The organism is Marinomonas sp. 63XJN7_9_ISO-PGPR-S23-217 (genome assembly GCF_056173515.1).
This window is the reverse complement of record NZ_CM149678.1, coordinates 3,115,837-3,141,014: the sequence shown is the minus strand read 5'-3', so window position 1 is coordinate 3,141,014 and position 25,178 is coordinate 3,115,837. Positions and strand designations below refer to the sequence as shown.

Annotated in this window: 30 protein-coding genes; 19 read left to right on the top strand and 11 right to left on the bottom strand. The window is 42.8% G+C overall.

Annotated elements, in window-relative coordinates; all coding sequences use genetic code 11:
* Window positions 1–7 precede the first annotated feature (7 nt).
* From AC0VYI_RS14705 to AC0VYI_RS14675, 7 genes are all read right to left on the bottom strand, one after another.
* Window positions 8–277 carry an HPr family phosphocarrier protein gene (locus AC0VYI_RS14705; protein WP_199474720.1) on the bottom strand — a complete coding sequence of 90 codons (270 nt, stop codon included), beginning with the start codon at window positions 275–277 and terminating at the stop codon, window positions 8–10.
* A 24-nt stretch (window positions 278–301) separates the two neighbouring features.
* Window positions 302–754, bottom strand: a complete 453-nt coding sequence (locus AC0VYI_RS14700) for a PTS sugar transporter subunit IIA (protein ID WP_199474721.1) — start codon at window positions 752–754, stop codon at window positions 302–304.
* A gap of 17 nt (window positions 755–771) precedes the next feature.
* The gene (locus tag AC0VYI_RS14695; RefSeq protein WP_475443788.1) at window positions 772–2,262 is read right to left on the bottom strand and encodes an RNA polymerase factor sigma-54; all 1,491 of its coding nucleotides are present in this window, start codon (window positions 2,260–2,262) and stop codon (window positions 772–774) included.
* An 87-nt stretch (window positions 2,263–2,349) separates the two neighbouring features.
* A complete protein-coding gene (lptB, locus tag AC0VYI_RS14690) occupies window positions 2,350–3,075 on the bottom strand; it encodes an LPS export ABC transporter ATP-binding protein (protein ID WP_199474723.1) in 726 nt (241 codons plus the stop codon).
* Window positions 3,076–3,606 carry a lipopolysaccharide transport periplasmic protein LptA gene (gene lptA / locus AC0VYI_RS14685; RefSeq protein WP_199474724.1) on the bottom strand — a complete coding sequence of 177 codons (531 nt, stop codon included), beginning with the start codon at window positions 3,604–3,606 and terminating at the stop codon, window positions 3,076–3,078.
* Window positions 3,590–4,156 (bottom strand): LPS export ABC transporter periplasmic protein LptC, encoded by a 567-nt coding sequence (gene lptC / locus AC0VYI_RS14680; protein WP_199474725.1) that lies wholly within the window; start codon window positions 4,154–4,156, stop codon window positions 3,590–3,592. Before lptC ends, lptA begins: the two co-directional genes overlap by 17 nt.
* Window positions 4,156–5,118 carry a calcium/sodium antiporter gene (locus tag AC0VYI_RS14675; protein WP_199474726.1) on the bottom strand — a complete coding sequence of 321 codons (963 nt, stop codon included), beginning with the start codon at window positions 5,116–5,118 and terminating at the stop codon, window positions 4,156–4,158. Before AC0VYI_RS14675 ends, lptC begins: the two co-directional genes overlap by 1 nt.
* Window positions 5,119–5,344: 226 nt before the next feature.
* Here AC0VYI_RS14675 and AC0VYI_RS14670 point away from each other — a divergent pair, with 226 nt between their 5' ends.
* The 9 genes from AC0VYI_RS14670 to AC0VYI_RS14630 all read left to right on the top strand — a co-directional run bounded on the left by AC0VYI_RS14670 (window position 5,345) and on the right by AC0VYI_RS14630 (window position 12,273).
* The gene (locus AC0VYI_RS14670; protein ID WP_475443785.1) at window positions 5,345–6,088 is read left to right on the top strand and encodes an ABC transporter ATP-binding protein; all 744 of its coding nucleotides are present in this window, start codon (window positions 5,345–5,347) and stop codon (window positions 6,086–6,088) included.
* Window positions 6,088–6,870: a lipid asymmetry maintenance ABC transporter permease subunit MlaE gene (mlaE, locus tag AC0VYI_RS14665; protein ID WP_199474841.1), complete on the top strand. Its 783-nt coding sequence runs from the start codon at window positions 6,088–6,090 to the stop codon at window positions 6,868–6,870. Before AC0VYI_RS14670 ends, mlaE begins: the two co-directional genes overlap by 1 nt.
* Before the next feature lies 1 nt (window position 6,871).
* The gene (gene mlaD / locus AC0VYI_RS14660; protein WP_199474728.1) at window positions 6,872–7,345 is read left to right on the top strand and encodes an outer membrane lipid asymmetry maintenance protein MlaD; all 474 of its coding nucleotides are present in this window, start codon (window positions 6,872–6,874) and stop codon (window positions 7,343–7,345) included.
* 20 nt (window positions 7,346–7,365) lie between these two features.
* On the top strand, window positions 7,366–7,986 hold the full coding sequence (locus tag AC0VYI_RS14655; protein WP_475443782.1) for an MlaC/ttg2D family ABC transporter substrate-binding protein: 621 nt from the start codon (window positions 7,366–7,368) through the stop codon (window positions 7,984–7,986).
* 228 nt (window positions 7,987–8,214) lie between these two features.
* Entirely contained in the window at window positions 8,215–8,451 is a 237-nt protein-coding gene (locus AC0VYI_RS14650) for a BolA family protein (RefSeq protein ID WP_199474730.1), read from the top strand.
* Window positions 8,452–8,474: 23 nt separating this feature from the next.
* The gene (gene murA, locus AC0VYI_RS14645) at window positions 8,475–9,737 is read left to right on the top strand and encodes a UDP-N-acetylglucosamine 1-carboxyvinyltransferase (protein ID WP_475443780.1); all 1,263 of its coding nucleotides are present in this window, start codon (window positions 8,475–8,477) and stop codon (window positions 9,735–9,737) included.
* Window position 9,738: 1 nt separating this feature from the next.
* Window positions 9,739–10,383 (top strand): ATP phosphoribosyltransferase, encoded by a 645-nt coding sequence (gene hisG, locus AC0VYI_RS14640; RefSeq protein WP_199474732.1) that lies wholly within the window; start codon window positions 9,739–9,741, stop codon window positions 10,381–10,383.
* Complete coding sequence (gene hisD, locus AC0VYI_RS14635; RefSeq protein ID WP_475443778.1) at window positions 10,383–11,714, top strand: histidinol dehydrogenase; 1,332 nt, start codon at window positions 10,383–10,385, stop codon at window positions 11,712–11,714. The genes hisG and hisD overlap by 1 nt, the downstream gene beginning before the upstream one ends.
* A complete protein-coding gene (locus AC0VYI_RS14630) occupies window positions 11,704–12,273 on the top strand; it encodes an SRPBCC family protein (RefSeq protein WP_475443776.1) in 570 nt (189 codons plus the stop codon). Before hisD ends, AC0VYI_RS14630 begins: the two co-directional genes overlap by 11 nt.
* Before the next feature lie 177 nt (window positions 12,274–12,450).
* Here AC0VYI_RS14630 and AC0VYI_RS14625 read toward each other — a convergent pair whose 3' ends face one another.
* Together AC0VYI_RS14625 and AC0VYI_RS14620 are read right to left on the bottom strand one after the other, a co-directional pair.
* On the bottom strand, window positions 12,451–13,794 hold the full coding sequence (locus AC0VYI_RS14625) for an IS1182 family transposase (RefSeq protein WP_475443365.1): 1,344 nt from the start codon (window positions 13,792–13,794) through the stop codon (window positions 12,451–12,453).
* 161 nt (window positions 13,795–13,955) lie between these two features.
* A complete protein-coding gene (locus tag AC0VYI_RS14620) occupies window positions 13,956–15,008 on the bottom strand; it encodes a S1C family serine protease (RefSeq protein ID WP_475443774.1) in 1,053 nt (350 codons plus the stop codon).
* 16 nt (window positions 15,009–15,024) lie between these two features.
* On the opposite strand from AC0VYI_RS14620, the gene AC0VYI_RS14615 reads away from it, so the two are divergent.
* Window positions 15,025–15,786, top strand: a complete 762-nt coding sequence (locus tag AC0VYI_RS14615; protein WP_475443772.1) for a Nif3-like dinuclear metal center hexameric protein — start codon at window positions 15,025–15,027, stop codon at window positions 15,784–15,786.
* Window positions 15,787–15,885: 99 nt separating this feature from the next.
* Here AC0VYI_RS14615 and AC0VYI_RS14610 read toward each other — a convergent pair whose 3' ends face one another.
* Window positions 15,886–16,344, bottom strand: coding sequence for a ZapG family protein (locus AC0VYI_RS14610; RefSeq protein ID WP_475443770.1), 459 nt, complete (start codon window positions 16,342–16,344; stop codon window positions 15,886–15,888).
* 128 nt (window positions 16,345–16,472) lie between these two features.
* Here AC0VYI_RS14610 and zapE point away from each other — a divergent pair, with 128 nt between their 5' ends.
* From zapE to AC0VYI_RS14565, 9 genes are all read left to right on the top strand, one after another.
* Complete coding sequence (zapE, locus tag AC0VYI_RS14605; RefSeq protein ID WP_199474737.1) at window positions 16,473–17,573, top strand: cell division protein ZapE; 1,101 nt, start codon at window positions 16,473–16,475, stop codon at window positions 17,571–17,573.
* Window positions 17,574–17,725: 152 nt separating this feature from the next.
* Window positions 17,726–18,154 (top strand): 50S ribosomal protein L13, encoded by a 429-nt coding sequence (rplM, locus tag AC0VYI_RS14600; protein WP_067014800.1) that lies wholly within the window; start codon window positions 17,726–17,728, stop codon window positions 18,152–18,154.
* Between the two features lie 14 nt (window positions 18,155–18,168).
* Window positions 18,169–18,561 (top strand): 30S ribosomal protein S9, encoded by a 393-nt coding sequence (gene rpsI / locus AC0VYI_RS14595; RefSeq protein ID WP_067014797.1) that lies wholly within the window; start codon window positions 18,169–18,171, stop codon window positions 18,559–18,561.
* A 159-nt stretch (window positions 18,562–18,720) separates the two neighbouring features.
* A complete protein-coding gene (gene petA, locus AC0VYI_RS14590; RefSeq protein ID WP_475443768.1) occupies window positions 18,721–19,317 on the top strand; it encodes a ubiquinol-cytochrome c reductase iron-sulfur subunit in 597 nt (198 codons plus the stop codon).
* Window positions 19,317–20,558, top strand: a complete 1,242-nt coding sequence (locus AC0VYI_RS14585) for a cytochrome b (protein ID WP_475443766.1) — start codon at window positions 19,317–19,319, stop codon at window positions 20,556–20,558. The genes petA and AC0VYI_RS14585 overlap by 1 nt, the downstream gene beginning before the upstream one ends.
* Before the next feature lie 14 nt (window positions 20,559–20,572).
* Window positions 20,573–21,292 (top strand): cytochrome c1, encoded by a 720-nt coding sequence (locus AC0VYI_RS14580; RefSeq protein ID WP_475443764.1) that lies wholly within the window; start codon window positions 20,573–20,575, stop codon window positions 21,290–21,292.
* A gap of 97 nt (window positions 21,293–21,389) precedes the next feature.
* Entirely contained in the window at window positions 21,390–22,022 is a 633-nt protein-coding gene (locus AC0VYI_RS14575) for a glutathione S-transferase N-terminal domain-containing protein (RefSeq protein ID WP_199474741.1), read from the top strand.
* Between the two features lie 330 nt (window positions 22,023–22,352).
* Window positions 22,353–22,736: a ClpXP protease specificity-enhancing factor gene (locus AC0VYI_RS14570; protein ID WP_475443762.1), complete on the top strand. Its 384-nt coding sequence runs from the start codon at window positions 22,353–22,355 to the stop codon at window positions 22,734–22,736.
* Between the two features lie 142 nt (window positions 22,737–22,878).
* Window positions 22,879–24,546, top strand: coding sequence for an ABC transporter ATP-binding protein (locus tag AC0VYI_RS14565; protein ID WP_475443760.1), 1,668 nt, complete (start codon window positions 22,879–22,881; stop codon window positions 24,544–24,546).
* A 38-nt stretch (window positions 24,547–24,584) separates the two neighbouring features.
* Here the strand turns inward: AC0VYI_RS14565 and AC0VYI_RS14560 are convergent, their stop codons facing one another.
* Window positions 24,585–25,178, bottom strand: coding sequence for an SIS domain-containing protein (locus tag AC0VYI_RS14560; protein ID WP_199474744.1), 594 nt, complete (start codon window positions 25,176–25,178; stop codon window positions 24,585–24,587).

Genomic DNA, 25,178 nt, shown 5'->3' with positions numbered 1-25,178 from the left:
GTTGTCCTTATTCGTCTTCTCCAAAGCGATTATTGATTAATGCAATAATCGCTTTGATGGCATCCTCTTCATCTTCTCCATTTGTTTTTATGGTGATGTTGGTGCCTTTACCAGCAGCTAGCATCATCATTGCCATAATGCTTTTACCATCAACGTTGCGCCCGTCTTTCTCGATGGTAACATCACAAGAAAATCGAGAAGTGGTTTCGACCAGTTTTCCTGCGGCTCGTGCATGTAGGCCAAGTTTGTTGATGATGGTGACCGACTCTTCCAACATACCTTTTTCCTTATTATATTAAATCTAATTCAATAGTGATTCTAATTCATCAAGAAGGGCTTGGTTGGTCTCGGCCGCTCTTAATTTATCGAGTTTTTCGGTAGACTGCGCCAACTCAGCAATTTCTGACAGGGTTGATAAGTGGTTATCGCATTCGCTAGGAGGCACGATTAAAGCAAAAATTAAATCCACGTTTTGCTTATCCACGGAGTCAAAGTTAATGGCGGATTGCAATGACATCACAACCAGAGCTGTATGGTTAGCGCTTTCCAAACGGCAATGGGGGATGGCAATACCATTGCCTATGCCAGTACTACCAAGTTTTTCGCGTCCTAATAATGCATCATAAATTGCTTCGTTGTCGCAATGTAATCGATTTGACGCAACATCAGCAATGCTTTCTAGTACGCGTTTCTTGCTAATAATATCCTGTTTGGCGATAACGAGTTCAGCTTTCAATATAGATTTCAAAGGCATAAAGAAATGTATCCGTATTAGAAGAGTCGTTTACGTTCATTAGAAGGCGGAATATTCATCGCCTCGCGATATTTTGCCACCGTTCGTCTAGCAACCTGAATACCCTGTTCCGCTAAAATGCTGGCTAGTTTGTTGTCGCTAAGCGGTTTTTTGGCAGGCTCTTCGTTAACGAGCTTCTTAATCATAGCTCGAATAGCGGTCGAAGAACATTCCCCTCCAGAAGCGGTATTGACATGGCTGGAAAAAAAGTACTTCAGCTCAAAAATGCCTTTTGGGGTATGCATGTATTTTTGTGTGGTTACTCGGGAAATAGTGGACTCATGCATGCCTACTTCTTCTGCGACATCATGAAGTACCATGGGTTTCATCGCTTCTTCACCAAGCTCAAAGAAATCGATTTGTCGATTTACGATGCAGCTGGTGACTTTTAGTAAGGTTTCATTACGGCTTTGCAAGCTTTTCATGAACCATTTAGCTTCTTGTAAGGAGTTTTTGATATACGTGACGTCTTCTGATGTGGAAGCCGTTGATGCCATGGCCGAATAGGTTTCATTTATCTTAACCGGTGGAAGAGCGTCATTGTTCAGTTCAACTTGCCAGACGTTATTACGCTTTCTAACAGACACATCGGGGATAACATAATCCGTATCGTCTGCATCAATAATGGATCCTGGTCGTGGATTGAGTTGTTGTATTAGTTCAATCACTTCTTTGAGTGATTCTTCTTTCAATTTTGTTTTCCGGCTTAACTGTGCAAAATCGCGATTACCCAGCAGAGGTAAATAATTGTCTACTAAATTATAAGTACTTTTGTACAAAGGATGATCGCGGAAAAGTTCTAATTGAACTAACAGGCAATCACGCAGATCAATAGAACATACGCCGACCGGATCAAAGCGTTGTAAACGGTGTTGAACAGCAATGACTTCATCAAGCTCAAGGTCTTCAAGTTCAGTGCTCAATGATTCCCAAATGTCATTTGGGGTAATACTCAAGTATCCGTCGGACTGAACGCATTCAATGATGGCGTAAGCAATTTCAATATCCCGATCAGACATGTGCGTGAGATTAAGTTGCCAAATTAAATGGTCTTGAATGCTTTCTTCTGGCGCGCTACGACTTTCAAAATCCCCATCATTTTCATAGTTATTTGAGTGGCTGACAGACGCTGAATTTTGATAGGTATCATCCCAGTCACTATCAATGGATAACTCTTCTGGAATGCTGTCAGTCCATTCTGATTCGACTTTTGCTTCTTCGCTATTATTTGACTCAGCCTTTTTCTCGGCAGAGTGTGTGTTATCACTGTCGCGTTCTCTCAATGCGGATGAGGTATCACTTGAGGTATATTCCTCATCGTCAATTTCCAGTAGTGGATTAGACTCCAAAAATTCATGGATCTCCTGTTTTAGATCCAGTGTTGAAAGTTGCAGTAGACGAATGGCTTGCTGCAGCTGTGGTGTCATGGTCAGTTGTTGACCGAGCTTTAATTGCAAAGACTGCTTCATAGAGCAACTCTTTTATCGTTAAGTTGAAAGTAAGAAATATGGAACAAGTTATGCATGTTACTCCCTTTGAGTTGCAAAAATAAGAGGTTATAAGCGGAAGTCGTTACCTAAATAGACTTTTTTCACTTGTTCGTTGTTGATAACCGTGTCAGCATCCCCTGATGCGATGATATGACCATTACCAACAATGTAGGCTTTATCACAAATGTCGAGGGTTTCCCTGACGTTGTGGTCGGTAATTAACACCCCAATACCACTTTCTTGTAAGTGCCTGATAATGAGCTTTATATCACCCACTGAAATAGGATCCACACCAGCGAATGGTTCGTCAAGTAATATGAACTTGGGGTTCATCGCCAGTGCCCGCGCGATTTCAACTCGGCGCCGTTCACCACCAGACAATGCCATACCCAAGTTAGAGCGAATGTGAGTGACATGAAATTCTTTTAATAAACTTTCTAGTCGTTCTTTTCTTTGAGCTTTATTAAGTTCTTTTCGTGTTTCAAGAATGGCATAAATATTGTCTTCTACCGACATTTTTCTAAAAATAGAGGCTTCTTGGGGGAGGTAGCCTATGCCTTTTTGAGCTCGGGTGTGCATGGCATTCTTGGTGATGTCTTGACCATCGATAAAGATGCCGCCAGCATCGTTGGTGACCATGCCAACGATCATATAGAAACAGGTTGTTTTGCCCGCGCCATTAGGACCAAGCAAGCCAACCGCTTGACCTGACTCGACAGAAAGTGACACATCTTTAACCACTTGGCGTTTTTTATAACTTTTTGCGAGGTTTTTTGCTTCTAAAACAGCCATTTAGTTCTCTTTTTTCTGTGAGGATTCTTGTTGTTTTTCGGTTTGTGGTTGTAGAGTCATAGAGACTCGGCCTGATCCTTCTTTTTCGGCGCTGAAGGTGCCATTGTTAATGTAGTACACAATATGGTCAGCAGTGATTTTATCGTCCATTCTATTCAGGTAGCCGTCTCCAAAAATTTCTACTTTGGACTGAGCCGTCTTATAGACAACTTTATTGCCACGGCTAATCATCATATTACCTTGCCAATCGATTTGCTGGCTAAATTTGGCAGGATGGCCCGTTGCGATTAGCTCGGTAAATTTACGTGTTTTAGGATTGGTGATGACTTTCAGATACTGAGCTTGAATTTCAATCGTACCTTGTTTTACAAATACGTCGCCCGTGTAAACGGCTTCGCCTGTTTTTTGATCAAAGTGGGCTTGATTGGACTGTATATTTAGTGGTTTGCTTGTGTCGTCTGGTAGCGCTACTACCCATTGGCTTATGAATAAGCTGGTTAATAAAGTACAGACCTTAATGTGTTGCTTCATACTGTCCTCTTACAGATCCTGTCATTTTAACTTCTTCTGTGTTGATATAAGTGACAATGACATCGGCAGTTGTTTCGCCTTGTGTTGAGTGGATTTTTGCATTTCCTGTACTCGTAAGTGACTGTTGTTTATCTAAATAGCGAATATTGTCCGCTGTTAGTGTGATGTCTGGTGAGTCTACGTAATGTTTTATGGCAGATGCATCATCTGTTAGTAGGATATCACTACTGCCATCTTCAATTATCCCTTTTTTTCCTTGTGCTTCCCAGTTCCCCGTTTTTTCTACTCTTTTTACCTTTGGGTTTTCGAGAAGTGTCTTTGCGCCCTTGTTGTAATGTAGACCTTTATCAGCGGTCAAGGTTTCTATCAGTTTGCCATTTTGATCAAATTCTGTAGCGTGTATTTTTGTAATGAAATAATCGGGGGTGCTGCTCAGATTATCAGTCTGAAGCAAGTTTTTATTATCGGATGAACCCGCCCAGAAAAAAAGAGTAATGATAACAATGCTGCCAGCCCCTAGTAGTAGTTTTTTGTGGCTTGCTTTGATCATTAGACAGAATCCCCAGTGCTAACGAAGAAAATATAGACAGCGTACGAAACGAGTAAGGGAATGGCTATCCAGCGTGGGATGCTTTGGTTTTTGGTTTTGGCAAATCCGTAGATGAGCAAGGATAGGGCAACGGTTAATCCTAGAACCCAATAGAAATCCCGTCCCGAAGTGGTTTGATCAATTACGCCAGGTGCGATTAACGCAGGTAGTGGTAACACTGTCGCCAAGTTGAACATATTTGAGCCTAAGATGTTACCAATGGCAATGTCATGGTGGCCCTTACGCACACTGCTGATGGAGGCGGCTAGCTCTGGCAGACTGGTGCCCACGGCCACAATGGTCAAGCCAATTACCATGTCGCTGACACCGAGAGCAGAAGCAATGCCAATGGCTCCCCAAACAAGTAATTTCGAGCTGCCAATCAGAACCGCTAGGCTGACAAATGAAATGCATAGGGATTTACTGACAGGGCTGCCATCATCCTCAGGTAACTCGCTGGAAAGTTGTTCTTCTAGGTTTTTGCTGCCTTTGAGCATGATGATCATCATGATAATAAACATGAAAACCAATACGATACCGTCTGAAAAGCTTAATGTGCCATCATGAAGTAGCCAGCCTGTCACCAAGGTGATGGTTAAAACAAGGGGGACCTCCTTGCGCATCAAATCTTTAGTAACTGGTACAGCGGAAAACAACAGGGTAGCGCCGAAAACCAATGCGATATTGGCAATGTTGGAACCTAATACGTTACCAATGGCAATGCCAGGCGCATTATCAAATGACGCAATCGCCGACACAACCATTTCGGGCGCAGAGGTGCCTAACCCAACCAATATTACTCCAATAACAATGGGGCTCACTTCTAGTTTTTCGGCAACGAGCGCCGCATGTTCAATGAATTTATCAGAACTAATAACCAGCAAGACTAAGCCTGCAATTAGAGCAGCGGAAAACAGCAGCATAACCTTTTATTTACTCATGAATCAAAAAGATGTCCCATTTAATGAGGTTTACTGTGTAAATTCAAGACTTGATCTTTGAAACAATTTCGATTCCGTTTATTGTGCGATTCTATTTTCTAAGGGCGGGTGTTAGTATCAGCGACTATTATATTGGGAAAGGATAGGTGGGTCCGTGCTGGATAGGTATATAAAAGTACAGAATCTTCGCTTTTCAAGAGGGGAGAGGGTGATATATGAAGATGTGTCGCTGGATATTCCTCGTGGAAAAATCACTGCTGTGATGGGGCCAAGTGGAACCGGAAAAACGACTCTCTTAAAGCTAATCGCTGCGCAGCTTTATCCAGACAGTGGTCATATTTTTGTTGATGGGAAGGATATTCATTCCTTGTCCCGTTCAGATTTATATAAAGTAAGAGAGAAAATGGGCATGCTTTTTCAAAGTGGTGCCTTATTCAGTGACATGTCTGTTTTTGAAAATGTTGCTTTTCCTTTGCAAGAACACACCAATTTTGATGCGAGTAAAATCGAAAGCATTGTGCTTGAAAAATTGCACAGCGTGGGGTTGCGAGGAGCTGCAAGGTTATTTCCCTCTGAATTGTCAGGGGGGATGGCTAGACGCGTAGCCCTTGCTAGGGCGATTGCATTGGATCCTGAGCTGGTTATGTTTGATGAACCATTTACAGGTCAGGACCCCATTTCTAAAGGTGTTCTGGTCGAGCTGATTCGTCAGTTAAACGATGGGTCAGGCATTACTTCAATCGTAGTGTCCCATGACGTAGAAGAGTCGTTATCCATTGCGGATCATGTCTGTATTTTGTCTGGTGGTCGAGTTATTGCTCAAGGGACACCCACTGATATCCGTGCCTCTGACGATGCTCAAGTAAAACAGTTCTTAAATGGTGAGCCCGATGGTCCAGTTCCATTTCATTATCCGGAAAGTGTTGCTGATGAACAGAGGAGTCAAAGATGATGAATAGTTTGATTTCTTTGGGCGCTGGTTTTTTAGATTGGTTGGAGGCGGTTGGAAGAGCGGGAATATTTATTGTTCAAAGTCTCGTTCGTTTACCCGTTCGATTAGGGGAATCCATTAACCTTTTGATTCGTCAGTTGTATTCAGTGGGCGTGTTATCTCTGGTTATTATCATTGTATCCGGTACTTTTATCGGAATGGTGTTATCCCTACAAGGTTATAGTATTTTGGCAAAATTTGGCTCATCAGGATCTGTTGGTCAATTGTTAGCCTTGTCTTTGTTGCGTGAATTGGGGCCAGTGGTTACGGCGTTGTTATTCGCTGGTCGAGCTGGGTCATCGCTTACTGCCGAAATAGGTTTGATGAAGGCAACAGAGCAGCTCTCCAGTTATGAAATGATGGGGGTGGATCCTTTACGTCGTGTGATTGCGCCGCGTTTTATTGCTGGTGTGATTTCTTTGCCCTTGCTTAGTTTTGTGTTTTCGGCAGCTGGTATCATTGGCGGTATGCTTGTCTCTGTTGGTTGGCTTGGTGTGAGTGATGGGGCGTTTTGGACCCTTATGCAGCAATCCGTTAACTTTGATACGGATGTCATGAATGGAGTAATCAAAGCGGTAGTATTTGCTGTTGTGGTGACTTGGATCGCTGTCTATCAGGGCTATGAATGCGTTCCGACATCAGAAGGGATTGGGAAAGCGACTACTCGAACCGTCGTTTTGGGTTCATTGTCTATTTTAGCGTTGGATTTTATTTTAACCGCTGCGATGTTTGGAGATTTTTAGGATGAGAAGTAAGCGTGTTGAGTTATTGGTAGGTTGTTTCATTGTTTTGGGGATAGTAGCTTTTGTTTATCTTGCCATACAAGTGAGTGGTTTGGCATTTACCGGCAAAAAAGATACTTATCAAGTCGTTGCTGAATTTGATGATATCGGTGGTTTGACAGATCGTGCCAAAGTAACCATTGCAGGTGTTACAGTGGGGCATGTTGTCTCCATTAGCTATGATAAAAAGCTTTACATGGCAAAAGTTACCATGGCAATCGATTCGGATATCAACAATATTCCTGTAGACAGTTCCATCGCTATCCTGACAAGTGGCCTGTTGGGTGAGAAATACCTTGGTATTACGATTGGAGCTGATGAGAAAGTGCTGAAAAATGGCAGTCAAATATACGATACGCAATCTGCTTTGGTGTTAGAGAATTTAATTAGTCAGTTCTTGTTTAATAAAACCAGTCAATCTGACTCGAAAAAGTAATGAATTGGAGTACTTAGACCATGTCAAAGGTAATAAACGTGATGTTTTTAGTAGGGGCGCTGTTTTCGTCCCTAGTTTGGGCAGATAACGAGGAAGGTGCTCGTGATACCGTCGTTAAAGTTGTTAACGAGTTTCGTACTCAGATTGTGGCCGATAAAGCTGAGCTTAAAAACAACCCTGCGTTATTGTCCGAAAAAGTAGATAAAATTCTCACGCCAGTGGTTAATTTTGATGAATTCGCGAAGAGAGTGATGGGTAAGTACTATCGTAGAGCGACTCCTGAGCAGCGAATTCGTTTTGCTACTGTGACCAAGGAGACCTTGTTGAAAACCTATGGTGGTTCCTTGTTGGATTTAGACCCTAGCAAAATCAAAGTATTGCCATTAGGTCCTCAAAATCGTAGTGATGAAATTAGAGTAGATGTTACCTTTCAGCAGGATACAGGTAAGCTGATTGATATTAACTTTTATATGGAAGATTATGGCAACAATGACTGGAAATTGAGTAATGTTGTTGTGAGTAACATCAATTTTGGACTGACTTTCCGCAAACAGTTTGGCGTGATGATGCAGCAAAATAGCAATAATATTGATGCTGCTATTACGGCTTGGAAAGATTCTTTATCTAAAAAACAGTCCTAATTTGCTAGTAAGTGGGTAAGGTTTTGGATGATCTCGCTCACTGAATTTCATAAAAAATCCGAATTCGCTATGCTGAATTCGGATTTTTTTGTTTTTGACCGCTTGATCAAAGGTTACTGGCAAAAACAGACGGCTTTTTTACGCGGAGTTGTCTGGATGGGTGTTAAGAAGTTGGCAAGACTAAGGTAGAATGTCTCTATCTGTGAATATTTAAAAATTGGAGTGATTGTGAACGCAAGTGAAGTTAAAGCACTTTTAGAAGCCACTATCAACGATTGCAAGGTCATTGCCGAAGGTGAAGGTTGTAATTTTAGTATTGTTGTTATCTCTTCGGAGTTTGAGGGAATGTCTACCGTAAAAAGACAGCAGCTTGTTTATTCTCATCTTCAAGATGCCATTTCTAGCGGCGCAATCCATGCCGTCACAATGAAAACACTGACGCCACAGCAATACAGCGCGCAATAAATCATAATAAGAGATTGGAATATATGGATAAACTACTGATTTCCGGTGGTGTTAAACTCAATGGTGTTGTGCGCGCGTCAGGTGCTAAAAATGCGGCTTTACCTATTCTGGCTGCCACTTTACTAACAAAAGAATTGATTACTATTAAGAACTTACCGCACCTGCATGATATTACCACCATGTTAGAGTTGTTAGGCTCCATGGGCTGTGGTGTAGTGGTTGATGAAAAAATGAGCGTTCAATTGGATGTCTCGACATTGAACAATTCAGAAGCACCCTATGAGTTGGTTAAAACAATGCGTGCCTCTATTCTAGTTTTGGGACCATTGGTCAGTCACTTTGGTAAAGCAACTGTTTCTTTACCAGGTGGGTGTGCAATCGGCAGTCGACCTGTTGATTTGCACCTGCGCGGTTTGGAAGCAATGGGAGCAAAGATCGAAGTTGAAGGCGGCGATATTATTGCCAGCGTTGATGGTCGTCTAAAAGGGGCGCGAATTTTCTTTGATAAGGTCACTGTCACCGGAACAGAGAACCTGTTAATGGCGGCGACGTTAGCTGAAGGCAAAACCATCCTAGAGAATGCGGCCAAAGAACCAGAAGTGGTGGATCTTGCTGAATGTCTGATTTCGATGGGAGCCAAAATAACTGGGCATGGTACCGATACTATTACCATTGAGGGGGTAGAAACCCTGCATGGTACTACTTATCCCGTTATGCCAGATCGTATCGAAACGGGTACGTTTTTGGTAGCGGCTGCCATCACTGGCGGGAAAGTACGTGTTATTGATACGGATGTGAAGTCATTAGAAGCGGTACTGGCGAAATTGGAAGAGTCTGGTGCGAAGGTGACTTGCGGCGATGATTGGATCGAGTTGGATATGGAAGGCAAGCGTCCTAAAGCGGTTAACATTAGCACCGCACCTTATCCCGCTTTTCCAACAGATATGCAGGCTCAGTTTGTGGCGCTTAATTCCATCGCGACTGGTGTTGGTAGTGTTGTAGAAAATATTTTCGAAAATCGCTTTATGCATGTGAACGAGATGGTTCGCATGGGGGCAGATATCGAAATTACTGGCAATACCGCCATCGTCCGTGGGTGCGAAAAGCTAAAAGGGGCGCCTGTTATGGCGACGGACTTGCGTGCGTCAGCCAGTCTGGTGTTATCTGCTCTGGTCGCAGAAGGAGATACAAAGATTGATCGTATTTACCACATTGATCGCGGTTATGAATGTATCGAAGAAAAATTTGGCTCTTTGGGCGCGAAAATTTCACGAGTGGTAGATTAATATGAGTAATACTTTGACTATCGCCCTCTCTAAAGGGCGAATTTTAGGTGAAACCTTACCGCTATTGGAAAAAGCCAATATTATTCCAGCGGAAGATATTAATAAGAGTCGTAAGTTAATTTTTGATACCAACCATGACAATATTAAGTTGGTGATTTTACGAGCTACAGATGTGCCTACCTATGTAGAGCATGGGGTGGCAGATTTTGGTGTCGCAGGCAAAGATGTATTAATGGAAGCGACCACCAAAAATTTGTATGAATTGGTGGATTTGAAAATTGCAAAGTGCCGATTGATGACGGCTGGAGTGGTGGGGGAAGCTCTGCCAGCTCGCCGTTTGAAAGTGGCGTCTAAGTTTACTAAGACTGCTAAGGCTTATTTTGCTGAGCAAGGTATTCAGGCTGATGTAATTAAGCTTTATGGTGCGATGGAACTGGCTCCCATCATGGGGTTGGCTGATTTGATTGTGGATATAGTCGATACGGGCAACACCCTAAAAGCGAATGGGTTGGAACCACGAGATTTCATTGCTGATATTAGTACGCGCTTGGTGGTCAACAAAGCTGCCTATAAAACTAAATACGCTCAGATTGAGCCAATTATTGAGATGCTTCGTCGCGCAGTTGACAATAACGAGGATAAGTAGTGAATCTAAATATTAGACAATTCTCCACGGATTCTGAGGTTTTTTTAGCAGAATTGGAAAGCTTGCTGGCATGGGATTCTGTGTCTGATGTATCGGTACAGGATGCGGTAACCCATATTGTTAATCAAGTGCGCCTACAGGGTGATTCATCGGTTATTGAGTTTACCAATAAGTTTGATCGTCGTCAGGTGACGTCAGCCGCGGAACTTGAAATTTCCCGTGAAGAAATGGCGGCAGCAAAAAGTCGTGTGAGCGATGAGCTGATTGCTAGCTTAGAAGCGGCCGCAAAACGTGTCCATGATTATCATGAGCGTCAAAAGCAGCCATCTTGGCAGTATCAAGAAGCGGACGGTACGATTCTTGGTCAAAAAGTAACACCTTTGGATCGTGTAGGTGTATATGTTCCGGGTGGTAAGGCTGCTTATCCTTCTTCTGTTCTAATGAATGTCATGCCTGCGAAAGTGGCAGGTGTTGGCGAGATCATTATGGTAGTACCGACGCCAGATGGTTTTGTGAATGACATCGTTCTGGCGGCTGCATACATCGCGGGTGTTGATCGTGTATTTACCATCGGCGGTGCACAGGCAGTGGCAGCCTTGGCATACGGTACAGACTCCATTCCTAAGGTAGATAAGATCGTAGGTCCTGGTAACATTTTTGTTGCGACAGCCAAGCGTATGGTGTTTGGTGCAGTTGGTATTGATATGATCGCTGGGCCGTCTGAAATTCTTGTGGTTTGTGATGGCAAAACCAATCCAGATTGGATTGCCATGGATCTATTCTCTCAAGCAGAGCATGATGAAGACGCTCAAGCCATTTTAATATCACCTAATAAGAAATTTATTCATGATGTTAAAGCCTCTATGGAGCGTTTAATTGAAACGCAAAGTCGCCGCGACATTATTAAAGTGTCCTTGGAAAATCGTGGCGCGTTTGTTCATGTCAAAGACATGGATGAAGCTATGGATATCGCGAATATTGTTGCGGCGGAGCACTTGGAATTATCGGTTGATGAGCCTGAAAAATGGGCCCAGAAGATTCGTCATGCTGGTGCTATTTTTATGGGCCGACATACGCCAGAAGCCTTGGGTGATTACTGCGCTGGGCCGAACCATGTATTGCCAACATCTGGTACGGCGCGTTTTTCTTCTCCACTTGGTGTTTATGACTTTCAAAAGCGCAGTTCTTTGATTAACTGTTCACCAGAAGGTGCGAGTGCATTAGCTAAAATTGCCTCTCCGCTAGCCCGTGGCGAGTCCCTTGAAGCGCACGCTATGTCTGCTGAATATCGTATTATCGATGAACAAGCAGCAGGTCCATATGACAAGTAAGAAGTCAAAGGCATCCGAGCATCCAAAAGCGCTCTATAAATTACGCACCGTAACGCGTATTTCTGCCTTTGTGATTTTGGCAGTGGTGATCGTCGGATTGCTACTGCCAACGAATTATAAAGTAGAGCGGTCTGTGACAATAGACTCATCCAAGCAGACTGTGATGAGTGTGTTGTTGGATGGGAACGCTTTACCAAACTGGATGTATATTAGTGATGGGCGAGTGGAGGCGTTTAATGGGGTTTATACTAAAGGACGCTCTGCAACCATTCATTATAATAAGACCGATAAGGTAGGTAGCATTACGATGACCGGCATTGGAAATGACCAAATTACCTTTGATGTCAAGCCTAAGCCTGAAGTCGATGTGGTTCGAAATGTGATTCGCTTGCAATCTATCGGAGGCAAAACCAAGGTTGATTGGCTTATTCAAGGTAAGTTGCGGGCTGGTTTGCTTAGTCCCTATGTGGCTTTATTGGCCAATCGTATTGCTGGCAGCAACTTTGAAAGAAGTTTGGAACGTTTGAAAGACATCGTTGAAACAAAAGTAGGTCGGTAAGACCTCAGGTTACTGATAAACCCCAGTTTTTTGCTGGGGTTTTATTTTTCTGAGTCTTTTGCTCACATTCCTTCCTAAGTGACTCAAGATATCTCATTAGTTACTTAGAGCTCTTTGAGGCCTTTTATTAAGGCTCTGACTATCGATTTCGTCATTTTTTTGAACAAATAAAAGCCTCTAGCTAAGCATTAAGGCTATCTTTTTCATATTTTGGGCGGCTGCCGTTAATAGACATTGAGAAGCTACTTTATCTGTTCCTCGAAATCGTGCATATCGATAGCCATGCAGCTCTTTTGCGTCGGCAAAACTTCGTTCCACGGTTTCCTTTCGTCTGGCATAAATGACTTTGCCTAATGGGGTTAGCCGATGGGCATTGATGCGTTCTTTGCTATCTTCCCAAACATGACGCGTAATGGTTTTGACCGATTTTTTGTTTGTGGTGCAGCGGTGCTTTTCTGGGCAGTTCGCGCAGATCAGGCTATCTGAGTCGTAGTGACGGTAACCTTCTCGAGAAGTGGTTTTGTAAATGAGTTTTTCACCTTGCGGACAGAAGTAGACATCTTGTTCCCTGTCGTACTTGTATTCGCGTTTATAGAAGAAGCCTTTCTTGTGATTAGGACGACGATAGCCCATCACGGCATAGATATGTCGTTCTTCTAACCCATGACAAACTGCCGAGGTAAAGTACCCCGCATCGACTCCGACCGATGTGATGAAAAGCTTAAAGCGTTCTTTGATTCGGTCCAATCGCTCTAAATAAGGGACAGCATCGTGGACATTGCCTGCGGTGACGTGTACGTCAGTAATAATGTTGCAACGTGCATCAACCGTTCGGTGATCTAAGTAGAAGAACCCTTTGGGCTTAGTATCTCGTACCATATAGCCACTCTCTGGATCCGTCGTACTCTGCTTGATTTCACGACTCTCCACCTTGTTTTTTTCAGGTGGTAAAGGCTTTTTTCCATGAACGAGTCGATCCTCCTCAACGGCCTTATCGAGCTCATCCATATACGCCTGTCGGGACTGTTCAACCACTACTTTTTCAAAATGCTTTTTGTTCGCATTGGCTTTAAGGTGTGTGGAGTCCGTATAAAAGGTGTTTCCGCCAACTAACTTGTGTTTTATAGCCTGGAGTACGATCTCATCAAAGATCTTTTGATAGATATCGGATTCCTTAAAACGACGTGTGCGGTTTGCACTCAAAGTGGAAGCATCGGGAATTTTGTCAGTCAGGCCTAAACCTAAGAACCAACGATAAGCGACATTAACTTGAACCTCTCTAATCAACTGACGTTCACTACGAATACCAAAAAGGTAGCCAATAAATAGCAACTTAAACATGAGAGTAGGATCGAGAGCGGGACGACCGTTATCCGCGCAATAAAAATCCTTCACAAGATCATGTAGAAAGGAAAAATCAATAATTCGATCAATCTTGCGAAGCAAGTGATCACTGGGGACGAGCTCGTCGATGGAAACAAACTCTAAAGTAGACTGGGTTTGAGGGCGTTCTTTAAGCATGCCGTTATTATAAAAAATCCCCGCCGAATGGCGAGGACTTTATCAGCAGTCTGAGGTCGGTAAGACCTACTTTTGGTGTTGTGCTGGTTTGCTTTGTTCTTATAGGCCATTGTTCATGGCGCTTTTCATCTTTAATCACTTTTTAAATCAATCAATTGTTGCTAATTGATTAAGTGTTGCATGACCGGTTGTTTTTCTAACTTGATATTGGCTTGATAGGATTGCTGGCCTCTGATACCAAGTAACGAAATGACTGAGCCGGGTTTCATATTGGCGATTCTTTGTCTGGTTTCAAATGGATTGGTACTTGGGGTGTTGTTGATTTTAACAATAATATCGCCCACTTCGATCCCCGCTTTATCTGCTGGACTTTGCTGAATGACGTGGCTGACTAGCAAACCATGGTCAACAGGTAAACTTAGGCTTTTTGCTAACTGTTTATTGACTTTTTTAGCATCCATACCAAGATATGAGCGCGTCACTTTACCGTATTTAATCAGTTGAGACATGACTTTTAGGGCATCATTTACTGGTGTAGCAAAGCCTATTCCCTGAGAACCTCCTGTGCTTGAGTAAATAGCGGAGCTTATGCCAATCAATTGACCTTTTAAGTTAACCAGCGCACCGCCAGAGTTGCCAGGATTGATCGCCGCATCGGTTTGTAAAAAATTCTCATAGGAATGGAGGCCAATACTATTTCTGGCCTTAGCGCTAATGATACCAGCGGTTACTGTTTGGCCAATGCCGAAAGGGTTTCCGATAGCGAGGATTTTGTCTCCTACTTGAATTGTCTGGCTATTTCCCAACTCTATCGGAGTAAGGTTAGGTAGATCTATTTTCAATACTGCTAAATCCGTAGCGGGATCCGAACCTATTAATCTGGCTTCCGCCTGTCTATCATCGTGTAGACCGACAACAATGTGGCTAGCATTTTGTACAACATGATAATTGGTCAGTATGTATCCGCTTTTGGACATAATGACGCCTGAGCCAAGGTTGATGGTATGTGGGTTGTTGTTACGCTCTAAAATGCTGTTGGGAGATGCCGTTTGAGTATAGATGTTGACCACGGAAGGTGCAGCTTTTTTAACGGAAGAGGTGTAGCTTGTGTCTGCTAATTTGTTTTTTTCTTGAATGAGAAGGGTGCCTAGTCCTATACAAGTGCCAAGTAGAATGGCGATAATGAGAGGTGTCCACTGTTTTTTATGTATCATAAATGTCGAGGTTGTTTTGCTACGTAGTGAATTTGAATGGTTATTAGACCGAACATTGAGCCCAAATTTGTTTAAAGATTATGCCCCTAATGGCTTGCAGGTGGAAGGGAAAGCTGAGATTAAGCGTGTTGTCACTGGTGTGACGGCCTGTCAGGCATTAATTGAAGCGGCAATTGACTACCAAGCCGACGCCATTTTTGTGCATCATGGGTATTTTTGGAAAAATGAGGCGCCACAGATTGTGGGAATGAAGTATCGTCGCATTTCTGCTTTGATCAAAAATGATATCAATTTATACGGTTACCATTTGCCCTTAGATGCCCACCCAGTGCTTGGCAATAATGCAGGATTGGCGGATGCCATAGGGTTGACGGATCGTTCGTCTTTACAGCCATCGCTTCCTTTGGAACAGTCGATTGGTTTGGTAGGGTGTTTGGATAAGCCTCTTGATGCTAATGCATTCAAAGCCTTGGTTGAGCAAGCTGTTCAGCGAGACATTCTGTTTGAGGTGGTCAATGAAAAGGCTATTCATAAAGTGGCACTCTGTACCGGCGGTGCGCAAGGTTATATCGAACAGGCTGCCGAGCTTGGTGCGGATGTCTTTATTACTGGTGAGGTGTCCGAACAGACGATTCATATTGCCCGAGAAATGGACATTCATTTTATCGCCGCAGGACATCATGCGACGGAGCGTTTTGGTGCACAAGCTATGGCAGAATTTTTGTCGAGTGAGCATGGCCTAGAAGCGATATTTATCGATATAGATAGTCCAGCATAAGGCAAGTGACTTGACTAACAACTCAAGCACAAAAAAAGCGGCTTAGTTGGCCGCTTTGTATTGTGTGCTGATGGCTCGTATTGTATGACGAGCTTAGTGTTAGATTGTGCGTTTTGGCTCGGTGAATTCAGCTTGTTTTTTGAGTCCAAACTTCTCGCTTAGCATGCCTTGCCCATCGTCGCTTTTTGGCGCGTAGTCTCTTGGAGGCTCAGATAGGCTGTCTTCATTTGCCAACTCTTGTTGTGGTGTTGAGGGAGAGGCTGGCGCTATTTGGACATGGCTTAACTGGCTTGCACCATTCGATAGGCTGCTTCGTAACTCAGCAAGACGTTTTTCTAGGGCCAATAAATGATCATTGCTGTCTGAGAAAAAATTATCAATAACGACTTGTTTTTTGTCTAGTTCTTCCTGTAGTGACTTAATGGTAATGGCATTGGTGTTTGAGACAGCGTTTTTCTTTGTGTTTTTGGTGGTGATGCTCTTTAAAATAAGGGCGATCGCGAACCCTGCGACAACGCCAGTAATAAAAACAATAATGTTGAATTCTTCTAAGATCATGGCTTACTCCTAAAAATCAATAAAGCATTATAGCCTGAAATCCTCAAACGATGACACCATGGTAGGTGTTGTTTAAGTATCTATTTGTTAGAATGCCTTCACTAATTTAATCGAATGAATGAGCAACAATGACACCTATTACTCGGTATAAGCAAGATTTAGAAAGAGAAGATTTTCATTATGATCCGGCGCAGGAAGAAGCGGTGCTGGCTCTTCAAGATTTATTCGATCGTCTGGTAGCACGCCAAAATGAACCTGAGTCTAATGGCTTGTTCGGAATTTTCCGTAAAAAGAAAGGCGTCGATGTTGAGAAAGGTCTGTATTTCTGGGGTGGCGTAGGTCGCGGAAAAACCTATTTGATGGATACGTTTTACGAATGTCTACCAACCGACAAAAAAATGCGCCTGCATTTTCATCGTTTTATGCAGATGGTTCATAAAGAAATGCGTAAGCATGAGCATGTTAAAAATCCGCTGGATATTGTTGGTAAGGACATTGCTGAAAAAGCCCAAGTGCTCTGCTTTGATGAGTTCTTTGTGACGGACATAACCGATGCCATGATATTAGCAGGCTTGTTGGACGTACTATTTAAGAATGGTACCACTCTGGTGGCGACGTCGAACATTGAACCGGATGGTTTGTACAAGAATGGTTTGCAACGGGCACGTTTCTTACCTGCGATTGATCTGGTAAATAAGTATACTAGAGTAATGAATGTGGATGGCGGTATTGATTATCGCCTGCGTACCTTGAAGCAAGCAAAGTTATACCATTTTCCGCTGACAGAGCAATCAGATCAGATACTGGAAGATCGCTTTATGAGCTTGATTTCTGATGCATCTCACATTCAAACGGGTGGGGCGGTAGAGATAGAAGGCCGTCAGATACCATTGGTGAAAAGCTGTGACCATATGGCTTGGTTTGATATCTATGCTCTATGTGATGGGCCTCGTAGTCAGGTGGATTACATTGAGATTGCGAAACTCTATTCAACGATACTGATCTCCAATCTGCCGCAAATGGATGCGACCCGAGATGATCTGGCGCGGCGTTTTATTAACCTGATCGATGAGTTTTATGACCGTCATGTGAAGGTCATTATCACAGCAGATGTCGATATACCTGATATTTATAAAGGCGACCGCTTGGCTTTTGAGTATGATCGTACAGTGAGTCGTTTGCTGGAGATGCAGTCTGAAGAATACCTTTCTCTGGAGCACCGGCCGTAACGTTAATTCGGCTTTATTATTTATACAGACTCATGTATACTTCGCTCGCCTTTTTAAGGGTATGTGTACGTTGCTCAAACATGTGAATGTTTGGTCAACCAATAATAATAGGTATAGCGTGCAATGAGCACGCGTATTGAAAGGGTTTTTTGATGAAAACTTTTACAGCTAAGCCTGCTGAAGTACGCCGCGACTGGTTCGTGGTTGATGCTGAAGGCAAAACACTAGGCCGTTTGGCTACTGAAATCGCTCGCCGTTTACGCGGTAAGCATAAAGCGGAATACACTCCACACGTTGATACTGGTGATTACATCGTTGTTATCAATGCTGAGAAAATTCACGTTACTGGTAACAAAGCAGCTGCGAAACAATACTACCGCCATACTGGTTACCCAGGCGGCTTGCGTTCTATGAATTTCGAGAAGTTGATTGATCACGCTCCTGAGCGCGTTCTTGAAATCGCCGTTAAAGGTATGTTGCCAAAAGGTCCTTTGGGCCGTGCAATGCACAAGAAAATGAAAGTGTATGCTGGTGCTGAGCATCCACATGCTGCGCAACAGCCTCAAGAACTTAACATTTAATACGGAAGATCATTATGTCAGCTACTCAATACTACGGTACAGGTCGTCGTAAAACGTCTACCGCTCGTGTGTTCCTTAAAGCCGGTTCTGGTAACCTAGTTATCAATAACCGTTCAATTGATCAGTACTTCGGTCGTGAAACTGCTCGCATGGTTGTTCGTCAGCCTCTTGAGCTAGTTGAAGCAACTGAGAAGTTTGATGTTTACATCACTGTTAAAGGTGGTGGTATCTCTGGTCAAGCTGGTGCAATTCGTCACGGTATCACTCGTGCATTGATGCAATACGATGAGACTCTACGTCGTACTTTACGTTCTGCTGGTTACGTTACTCGTGACTCTCGTGAAGTTGAACGTAAAAAAGTGGGTCTACGCAAAGCTCGTCGTCGTCCTCAGTTCTCAAAACGTTAATTTTCGTTTTCAGATTACTATCAAAGCGCTTGGTGTTTTCTCACCAGGCGTTTTTTTTATTTTGCAATTTGTTGAAATATATTTTTTGAGCTAGGACATAGAGTTAATTGTGTTTATTCAATAGAATATTGTTTTGCTGTTCAATGAGGTGTTGGTTGTTTGGAAGAAAAAATCAATAAAAGTCGTCGTCGATTTTTAATTGGCTCGACCACCGCTTTGGGAGTGGTTGGGGGTGTCGGTGCGACCGTGCCTTTTTTGTGTTCTTGGCAGCCAGGTGATGCGACAAGAGCGTCTGGTGCCCCTGTTCAAGTAGATGTCAGTAAGCTTGAAGAAGGCCAACAAGTGACGATTGCTTGGCAAGGAAAGCCTGTTTGGGTATTACGTCGTACGGCTCAAACCATTAAAGATTTGCCAAAGCTAAACGCGCAGTTGGTGGATCCTTTTTCCTCTGTTGATCAACAGCCAGCCTATGCCGATAATCTTTATCGCTCCATTAAGCCTGAATATTTGGTATTAGTGGGTATTTGTACCCACCTCGGTTGCTCACCAAACTATCAACCCAACTCAGTGGCTGATGATAATGCGCAATGGTATGGCGGATACATTTGTCCATGCCATGGTTCGCGTTTTGATTTAGCAGGACGAGTCTATAAGCATTACCCAGCGCCAACCAACCTTGTTGTTCCACCTTATTATTTTAAGAGTGATCGCGTGATTGTGATTGGTATCGGTCAAAATGCCAAGGGAGAAGTGTAGTGGGCTTTTTTTCTGGGCTGCTTGATTGGCTGGATGAACGTTTCCCAATTAAGGCATTTTATAAAAAGCACTTCTCTGAATACTATGTCCCCAAAAACTTGAATGCCATGTATGTTTTTGGTGTTTTGGCAATGTTGCTGCTATTTAATCAACTGATTACGGGGATTTGGTTGGCGATGAGCTATACGCCCACTGCAGCCGGTGCGTTTGCCTCTATTCAATATATTATGCGTGATGTGCCCTACGGTTGGCTGATTCGCTATATGCATACAACCGGAGCTTCGGCTTTGTTTATCGTACTGTATATTCATGTGTTGCGAGGTTTACTGTACGGTTCCTATCAACGACCTAGAGAATTGGTATGGCTATTGGGGATGACTCTGTATTTCATTATTATGATCGAAGCGTTTATGGGCTATTTGCTGCCTTGGGGGCAAATGTCTTATTGGGGCGCGCAGGTTATTACCTCATTATTTGGAAGTATTCCCGTGATTGGCAAAGGCTTAGAGCAGTGGGTTCGAGGTGATTACCTTGTTTCTGGTGTGACGTTGGGGCGATTCTACGCATTGCATATTATTGCGTTCCCTATATTGATGGGGCTTTTGGTGTATTTACACTTGTCAACGCTACGTCATGTAGGCTCAAACAATCCTCAAGGTATCGACATTAAAAAACATGTGAATAAAAAAGGCGTGCCTTTAGATGGGGTTCCTTTTTCTCCTTATTTTATTACCAAAGACATTTTAGCTATTGCCGTTTTTCTTTTTCTTTTTTGCGCGGTGATTTTCTTCTTCCCTGATGGTTTTGGTTTTATTCTAGAAAAAGCGAATTTTGAGCCTGCTAATCCTTTAATAACGCCTGTGCATATTGAGGCCGCTTGGTATTTCTCGCCTTTTTATGCCATGTTGCGTGCTATTACCTTTTCGCTGTTTGGGTTGGATGCGAAGTTCTTGGGCATGGTCGTCATGTTATCGTCAGTGCTTATCGTATTTTTTGTGCCCTGGTTGGATAAAAGTCCTGTTCGATCCATTCGCTATAAGGGCTATTTAAGTAAATGCTTTTTATGTGTTTTTGTGGTGAGTTTTCTGGTGCTGGCAGTGATGGGAAGCTTGCCAGTTGGTAAAACGACGACTTGGGTTTCACAGCTTGCCACTTTGGGGTACTTTTCTTATTTTTTATTAATGCCTTGGTATTCCCGTGTTGAAGCGACTAAGCCTGTACCGGAAAGAGTGTCCCTGTGATGCGAAGAGTCATCTTGATTACGTTGTTTTCCTGTTTTTTTAGCATTGTTGCCGTAGCAGGAGGGAGCGACCAAGGGGGAATGACGCCTGATTTTAGTGATCAAGCCTCTTTACAGCGGGGGTTAAAGATTTATTCAAATTATTGTTCTGGCTGTCATCAGCTTAGTTATATGCGTTATAAGGAAATTTCTATTGATTTAGGTATTCCTAATGCATTATTTGAAGAAAATTTATTACCAAAATATGCTAGAATGGGCAGCCAAATTACAGCGACTATGGCATCTGTTGATGCAAAACGTTGGTTTGGTGCAAAAGCACCTGATTTAACACTTGAGGCGAAACGAAGAAGTCCCAATTGGATATATCATTATTTGCAGGGCTTTTATCAAGATAAGTCGCGGCCATTAGGGGTGAATAACCTGTTGCTTGAGAATGTTGCGATGCCCAATGTGCTCGAACATTTGCAAGGGCAAAGGTTGCTACAATGTCAGCAAGAAGAGAAATCGCTTAAGTCTGGTCATAATTGCCGCACAGTGGCTGGAAAGATAAAAGGAACGGTTTCTGAGCAAGAATTTAAGCAAATCGCATATGATACCGCGAACTTTTTGGCCTATACAGCGGATCCTTCGCGTTTTCAGCGTGAGTCTTTAGGGTTAAAAGTTTTGCTCTTTATTGCTTTGTTTTGTGTGTTTGCTTATTTACTAAAAAAAGAATTTTGGCGTGATGTTAGATAAGTTATCGTCCGGTCATATCCCTCAATAATGGATTGAACTGGTCAATTTTAAGTTTGCCCGTCGTGGGTGTGTGTTGTTTTTAAGAAAGGGGTTATACATGGGTGTTATTGCTAAGCGCTCTTCAATGACGTTCTTCTCCGATGGTGAAGATCATTACAGCCATCGAGTTCGTATTGTATTGGCAGAAAAAGCTGTTACGGTGGACATCATTGATGTGGACCCATTCAATAAGCCAGAAGAGTTGGCTGATGTGAATCCATACAATGAATTGCCTGCGCTGGTAGATCGTGATTTGGTTCTTTACGAGCCTAATGTCATGATGGAATATCTTGATGAGCGTTTTCCTCATCCGCCTTTGTTGCCTGTTTATCCGGTTGCGCGTGCAGAAAGTCGTTTGTACATGTACCGTATTCAGCGTGACTGGGCGAAGTTGGTCGATTTGATTCTTTCTAGTAAAGACAAAGAAGCCGTTGCTCAAGCGCAAAAAGAGTTGCGTGAAGGTTTGATCAGTGTTTCTCCAATTTTTGCTGAGAAGCCTTATTTTATGAGTGATGAATTCACTATCGTTGATTGCTGCTTGGCTCCTATCCTATGGCGTTTGCCTTCTTTGGGTATCGATATTCCTAAAGAGCAGGCACGTGCTTTATACAAGTATATGGATTTAGTGTTTGAGCGTGACTCATTCAAAGAAAGTTTGTCTGAGGCGGAGCAAGAAATGCGTTTGGATTAAGTGATTTACTTAATCTGTTGTTATCTAGTGATTGCAACAAGCATAAAAAAGAGGGCCGATATTGGCTCTTTTTTTATGTCTTAAATGAGCAATTTTACACTTTGATGACCTTTATCGGTGTATTTTTCCATATGTCGTCTTGGTGCTGAGTAACATGAGCGAATACCATGTGTTACCATCTTCTCATCAATTTTCTTGAGTTTTGCATCATGAGACGCATGCTGTATTTGAAAGAGGAGGTATGGCGGGGCATTTCATTGAGAGGAAGACTTGAAACACAAACTATTTTGATTCGATCAAGCGTTAGGCTAGATGGTTGTAGGAGTAAAAATGTTACCGAAAAGATCGTATTTATTGAACGCGGCTTATAGCTGGATTGCCGATAACAACATGACACCGTATCTTTTGGTGGACGCGGATCAAGCGGGTACGATTATTCCGCGAGAATTTGTAAAAGATGGACAGATTGTGCTGGATATTAGCATGTCGGCGGTTCGTAACCTGATAATGGATCAGAATGGCGTGTCCTTTGGTGCTCGCTTTGGTGGTAAGCCCATGGAAGTCTATGTCCCCATTCAGGCAGCTTTAGCGTTATACGCACAAGAGAATGGTGATGGCTTTGTTTTTCCTGATGAAGAGTTTCCTGAGGAATCGCCTGAGCCAACGCCACCAACGCCACCTAAGAAAGGTTTTACCTTAAAAGTGGTTAAATAATGGCTTTCTTGGTTAGAGTAAACAGGAAATAACCGATGGTTTTATATCTACAAAAGGGCTTCCAAAGAAGCCTTTTTTTATATCGATGGTATGCCGTTTTTTTTTAGGAAAAATTAAAAGTAATATGTGGGGTCTTTTGGTTATGGAAGAAAAAATAGATTCTCAAAAAGTCATAGTGCCTTTTGGGCACATTATTCGTAAATTTATTAAGACCTCCCGTTTATTTCTACTAATCGTTTCTTTGGTTATTTTAGCTTCTGCTGTTACTTCTGTATCGGCTCCATATGTTTTTTCAAAGATGATCGATAGCATGACAGGAAGTCAGTGGCAGGAGAAGGTGACTGTTTTAGTCATATCCTATGCCGTATTGATAGGTTTATCGCTGACGTTTCATAATGTTGTAAGTTATTTATCCGCGATGCTCGCAGAAAACCTTAACTTTATTGCGGCGACGAGTTTCTTCGAACGATTAGTTAAAAAGTCTCCACACTTTTTTATTGAACATAATCCAGCTGAAATTCATGCAGTGCAACGACAGGGTGCACAAGCGGTTAATATTTTGATTCAGCTAATGTTCATGGTTATCCTACCTGGGCTCGCTCAACTTGTGTTCACTCTGCTGGTTTTAGGATTAACAATTGATATGAGAGTTGTATTGATTGTTATCACTTATGGTATGGTTTATATCTCACTTACCTATTTTTCTAATAAAATCACAAGAAAGTATCTTCAAGAAGCAACTCAAAAAGGACAAAGAAACGCTCAATTGGTTGGTAATGCAGTAACACTGATGGAGACGCTGCGTTATTTTGATGCGACGGATTGGATGAGTCGACGTTTTCATCATGGCGCTAAAGAAATATTGCATAACTGGCGACGTTACTCCCTGAGAAAAGTTCAGTTTTCTGTGGTTTATGGTGTAGCGCTTTGCCTCCAATTTATCATTACTTTTATGATCTTTCTGCCCCGTTACCATGATGGTGAGCTTTCTGTTGGTAATATCGTATTGTTTAATATGCTGTTATTGCAGCTCAATCGGCCATTTGAAATGGCTGGCCTTGCTATTGAAGGGGTTATGCGGGCTTTGACTGAGTTCAGACCTTTCGCAAAGATGTGGTCTGCTCCTGAAGAAGTAGCATTAAGCTCCCAGACATCGTACTTAGATAAAAAAATTGTAAAAGGTGTTTTGATATTTAACAATGTGAGCTTTTTTTATAAAAATGGTCGGGGAGTATCGGGAATTAGTTTTACTGCTAAAAGGGGAGGTATTACCTTTATTACGGGTGAGACTGGCAAGGGTAAATCAACGCTTCTTAAGCTTGCTTTGAAGTATGCTGAGCCCTCTAGCGGAGCTATCTACATTGATGACCAAGTATTACATCAAATCAATCGCACAGATTGGTATCACTGTATTGGAGTGGTGCCACAGGAAATTATTTTATTGAACGATACGTTAGAAGCAAACATCACTTTAGGGCGACCGATAGATCAACAACAGTTAGAAAGTGTGGCAGCAAAGGCAGCCATTCTGAAAAAAATTGAATCGCTGCCAGATGGCTTTGCAACGCAAGTTGGTGAACGTGGCCTAACCTTGTCTGGTGGAGAGCGTCAGCGTATTGCTATTGCACGGGCGCTTTACAGTAAACCACAGTTTTTATTTTTGGATGAAGCCAGTTCCAGTCTTGATGAGGCAACACAAAACGAAATTATGCAATACATCAGAAATATTGCTAAAGATGTGACCGTTATTGCCATCACTCATCAGACAAGTTTGATTCATCATACTGATAATGTTGTTCATTTAAACTAATACATGGTAAGGCTATATTTACCTGAATATATGTCGGCTTATTCGTCGTAGCCAAAAAGTTGACGCTCAATAAGGTCAATGATGGTATGAACAACGGTGATTTGGCATTCATGAACGCGTGCGGTGCCTAATAAGTTCACTTTGATCTCCGTATCGTCTCTAGAGGTCAAGGAGGAAATGTTTTTCGCTTCTGGGCTGGTGAGTGCAACAATGCTCATTTTGCGCTCATGGGCGGCTTGAATGGCTTGAATGATGGGAGAGGTGTTCCCCTTGTTTGCGACGACAAATAGCACATCACCAGGGTTGCCAATGGCGGTAATCGGCTTAGAGTACACATCATGATAACTGTCGTTATGAGAAATGGACATTAAGGCGGCAGCATCGCCGCTGAGATTGATCGCGGGTAGACCCGGGCGTTCTCGATCCATTCTGTCTAGCATAAGAGTACTAAAGTACTGGGCAAGGTGGGCGCCAGTACTGTTACCAACACAGACGACCTTGCCACCGCCAGCAATGCTAGCGAAAATAACGCGAGCAGCGTGCTCAATATAAGGGGGCAAGCTTTCTAGTGCTTGCTGTTGAGCCTCGAAACTTTGCGCAAATTGAGTATAAATTGCTTCTTGAAAATCCAT

What these genes read in the sequence shown, in the direction of transcription:
- AC0VYI_RS14705 (WP_199474720.1), bottom strand. Translation starts at nt 277, where the DNA reads ATGTTGGAAGAGTCGGTCACCATCATCAACAAACTTGGCCTACATGCA.
- AC0VYI_RS14700 (WP_199474721.1), bottom strand. Translation starts at nt 754, where the DNA reads ATGCCTTTGAAATCTATATTGAAAGCTGAACTCGTTATCGCCAAACAG.
- AC0VYI_RS14695 (WP_475443788.1), bottom strand. Translation starts at nt 2,262, where the DNA reads ATGAAGCAGTCTTTGCAATTAAAGCTCGGTCAACAACTGACCATGACA.
- lptB (WP_199474723.1), bottom strand. Translation starts at nt 3,075, where the DNA reads ATGGCTGTTTTAGAAGCAAAAAACCTCGCAAAAAGTTATAAAAAACGC.
- lptA (WP_199474724.1), bottom strand. Translation starts at nt 3,606, where the DNA reads ATGAAGCAACACATTAAGGTCTGTACTTTATTAACCAGCTTATTCATA.
- lptC (WP_199474725.1), bottom strand. Translation starts at nt 4,156, where the DNA reads ATGATCAAAGCAAGCCACAAAAAACTACTACTAGGGGCTGGCAGCATT.
- AC0VYI_RS14675 (WP_199474726.1), bottom strand. Translation starts at nt 5,118, where the DNA reads ATGCTGCTGTTTTCCGCTGCTCTAATTGCAGGCTTAGTCTTGCTGGTT.
- mlaE (WP_199474841.1), top strand. Translation starts at nt 6,088, where the DNA reads ATGAATAGTTTGATTTCTTTGGGCGCTGGTTTTTTAGATTGGTTGGAG.
- mlaD (WP_199474728.1), top strand. Translation starts at nt 6,872, where the DNA reads ATGAGAAGTAAGCGTGTTGAGTTATTGGTAGGTTGTTTCATTGTTTTG.
- AC0VYI_RS14655 (WP_475443782.1), top strand. Translation starts at nt 7,366, where the DNA reads ATGTCAAAGGTAATAAACGTGATGTTTTTAGTAGGGGCGCTGTTTTCG.
- murA (WP_475443780.1), top strand. Translation starts at nt 8,475, where the DNA reads ATGGATAAACTACTGATTTCCGGTGGTGTTAAACTCAATGGTGTTGTG.
- hisG (WP_199474732.1), top strand. Translation starts at nt 9,739, where the DNA reads ATGAGTAATACTTTGACTATCGCCCTCTCTAAAGGGCGAATTTTAGGT.
- AC0VYI_RS14630 (WP_475443776.1), top strand. Translation starts at nt 11,704, where the DNA reads ATGACAAGTAAGAAGTCAAAGGCATCCGAGCATCCAAAAGCGCTCTAT.
- AC0VYI_RS14625 (WP_475443365.1), bottom strand. Translation starts at nt 13,794, where the DNA reads ATGCTTAAAGAACGCCCTCAAACCCAGTCTACTTTAGAGTTTGTTTCC.
- AC0VYI_RS14620 (WP_475443774.1), bottom strand. Translation starts at nt 15,008, where the DNA reads ATGATACATAAAAAACAGTGGACACCTCTCATTATCGCCATTCTACTT.
- AC0VYI_RS14610 (WP_475443770.1), bottom strand. Translation starts at nt 16,344, where the DNA reads ATGATCTTAGAAGAATTCAACATTATTGTTTTTATTACTGGCGTTGTC.
- zapE (WP_199474737.1), top strand. Translation starts at nt 16,473, where the DNA reads ATGACACCTATTACTCGGTATAAGCAAGATTTAGAAAGAGAAGATTTT.
- rplM (WP_067014800.1), top strand. Translation starts at nt 17,726, where the DNA reads ATGAAAACTTTTACAGCTAAGCCTGCTGAAGTACGCCGCGACTGGTTC.
- rpsI (WP_067014797.1), top strand. Translation starts at nt 18,169, where the DNA reads ATGTCAGCTACTCAATACTACGGTACAGGTCGTCGTAAAACGTCTACC.
- AC0VYI_RS14575 (WP_199474741.1), top strand. Translation starts at nt 21,390, where the DNA reads ATGGGTGTTATTGCTAAGCGCTCTTCAATGACGTTCTTCTCCGATGGT.
- AC0VYI_RS14570 (WP_475443762.1), top strand. Translation starts at nt 22,353, where the DNA reads ATGTTACCGAAAAGATCGTATTTATTGAACGCGGCTTATAGCTGGATT.
- AC0VYI_RS14565 (WP_475443760.1), top strand. Translation starts at nt 22,879, where the DNA reads ATGGAAGAAAAAATAGATTCTCAAAAAGTCATAGTGCCTTTTGGGCAC.
- AC0VYI_RS14560 (WP_199474744.1), bottom strand. Translation starts at nt 25,178, where the DNA reads ATGGATTTTCAAGAAGCAATTTATACTCAATTTGCGCAAAGTTTCGAG.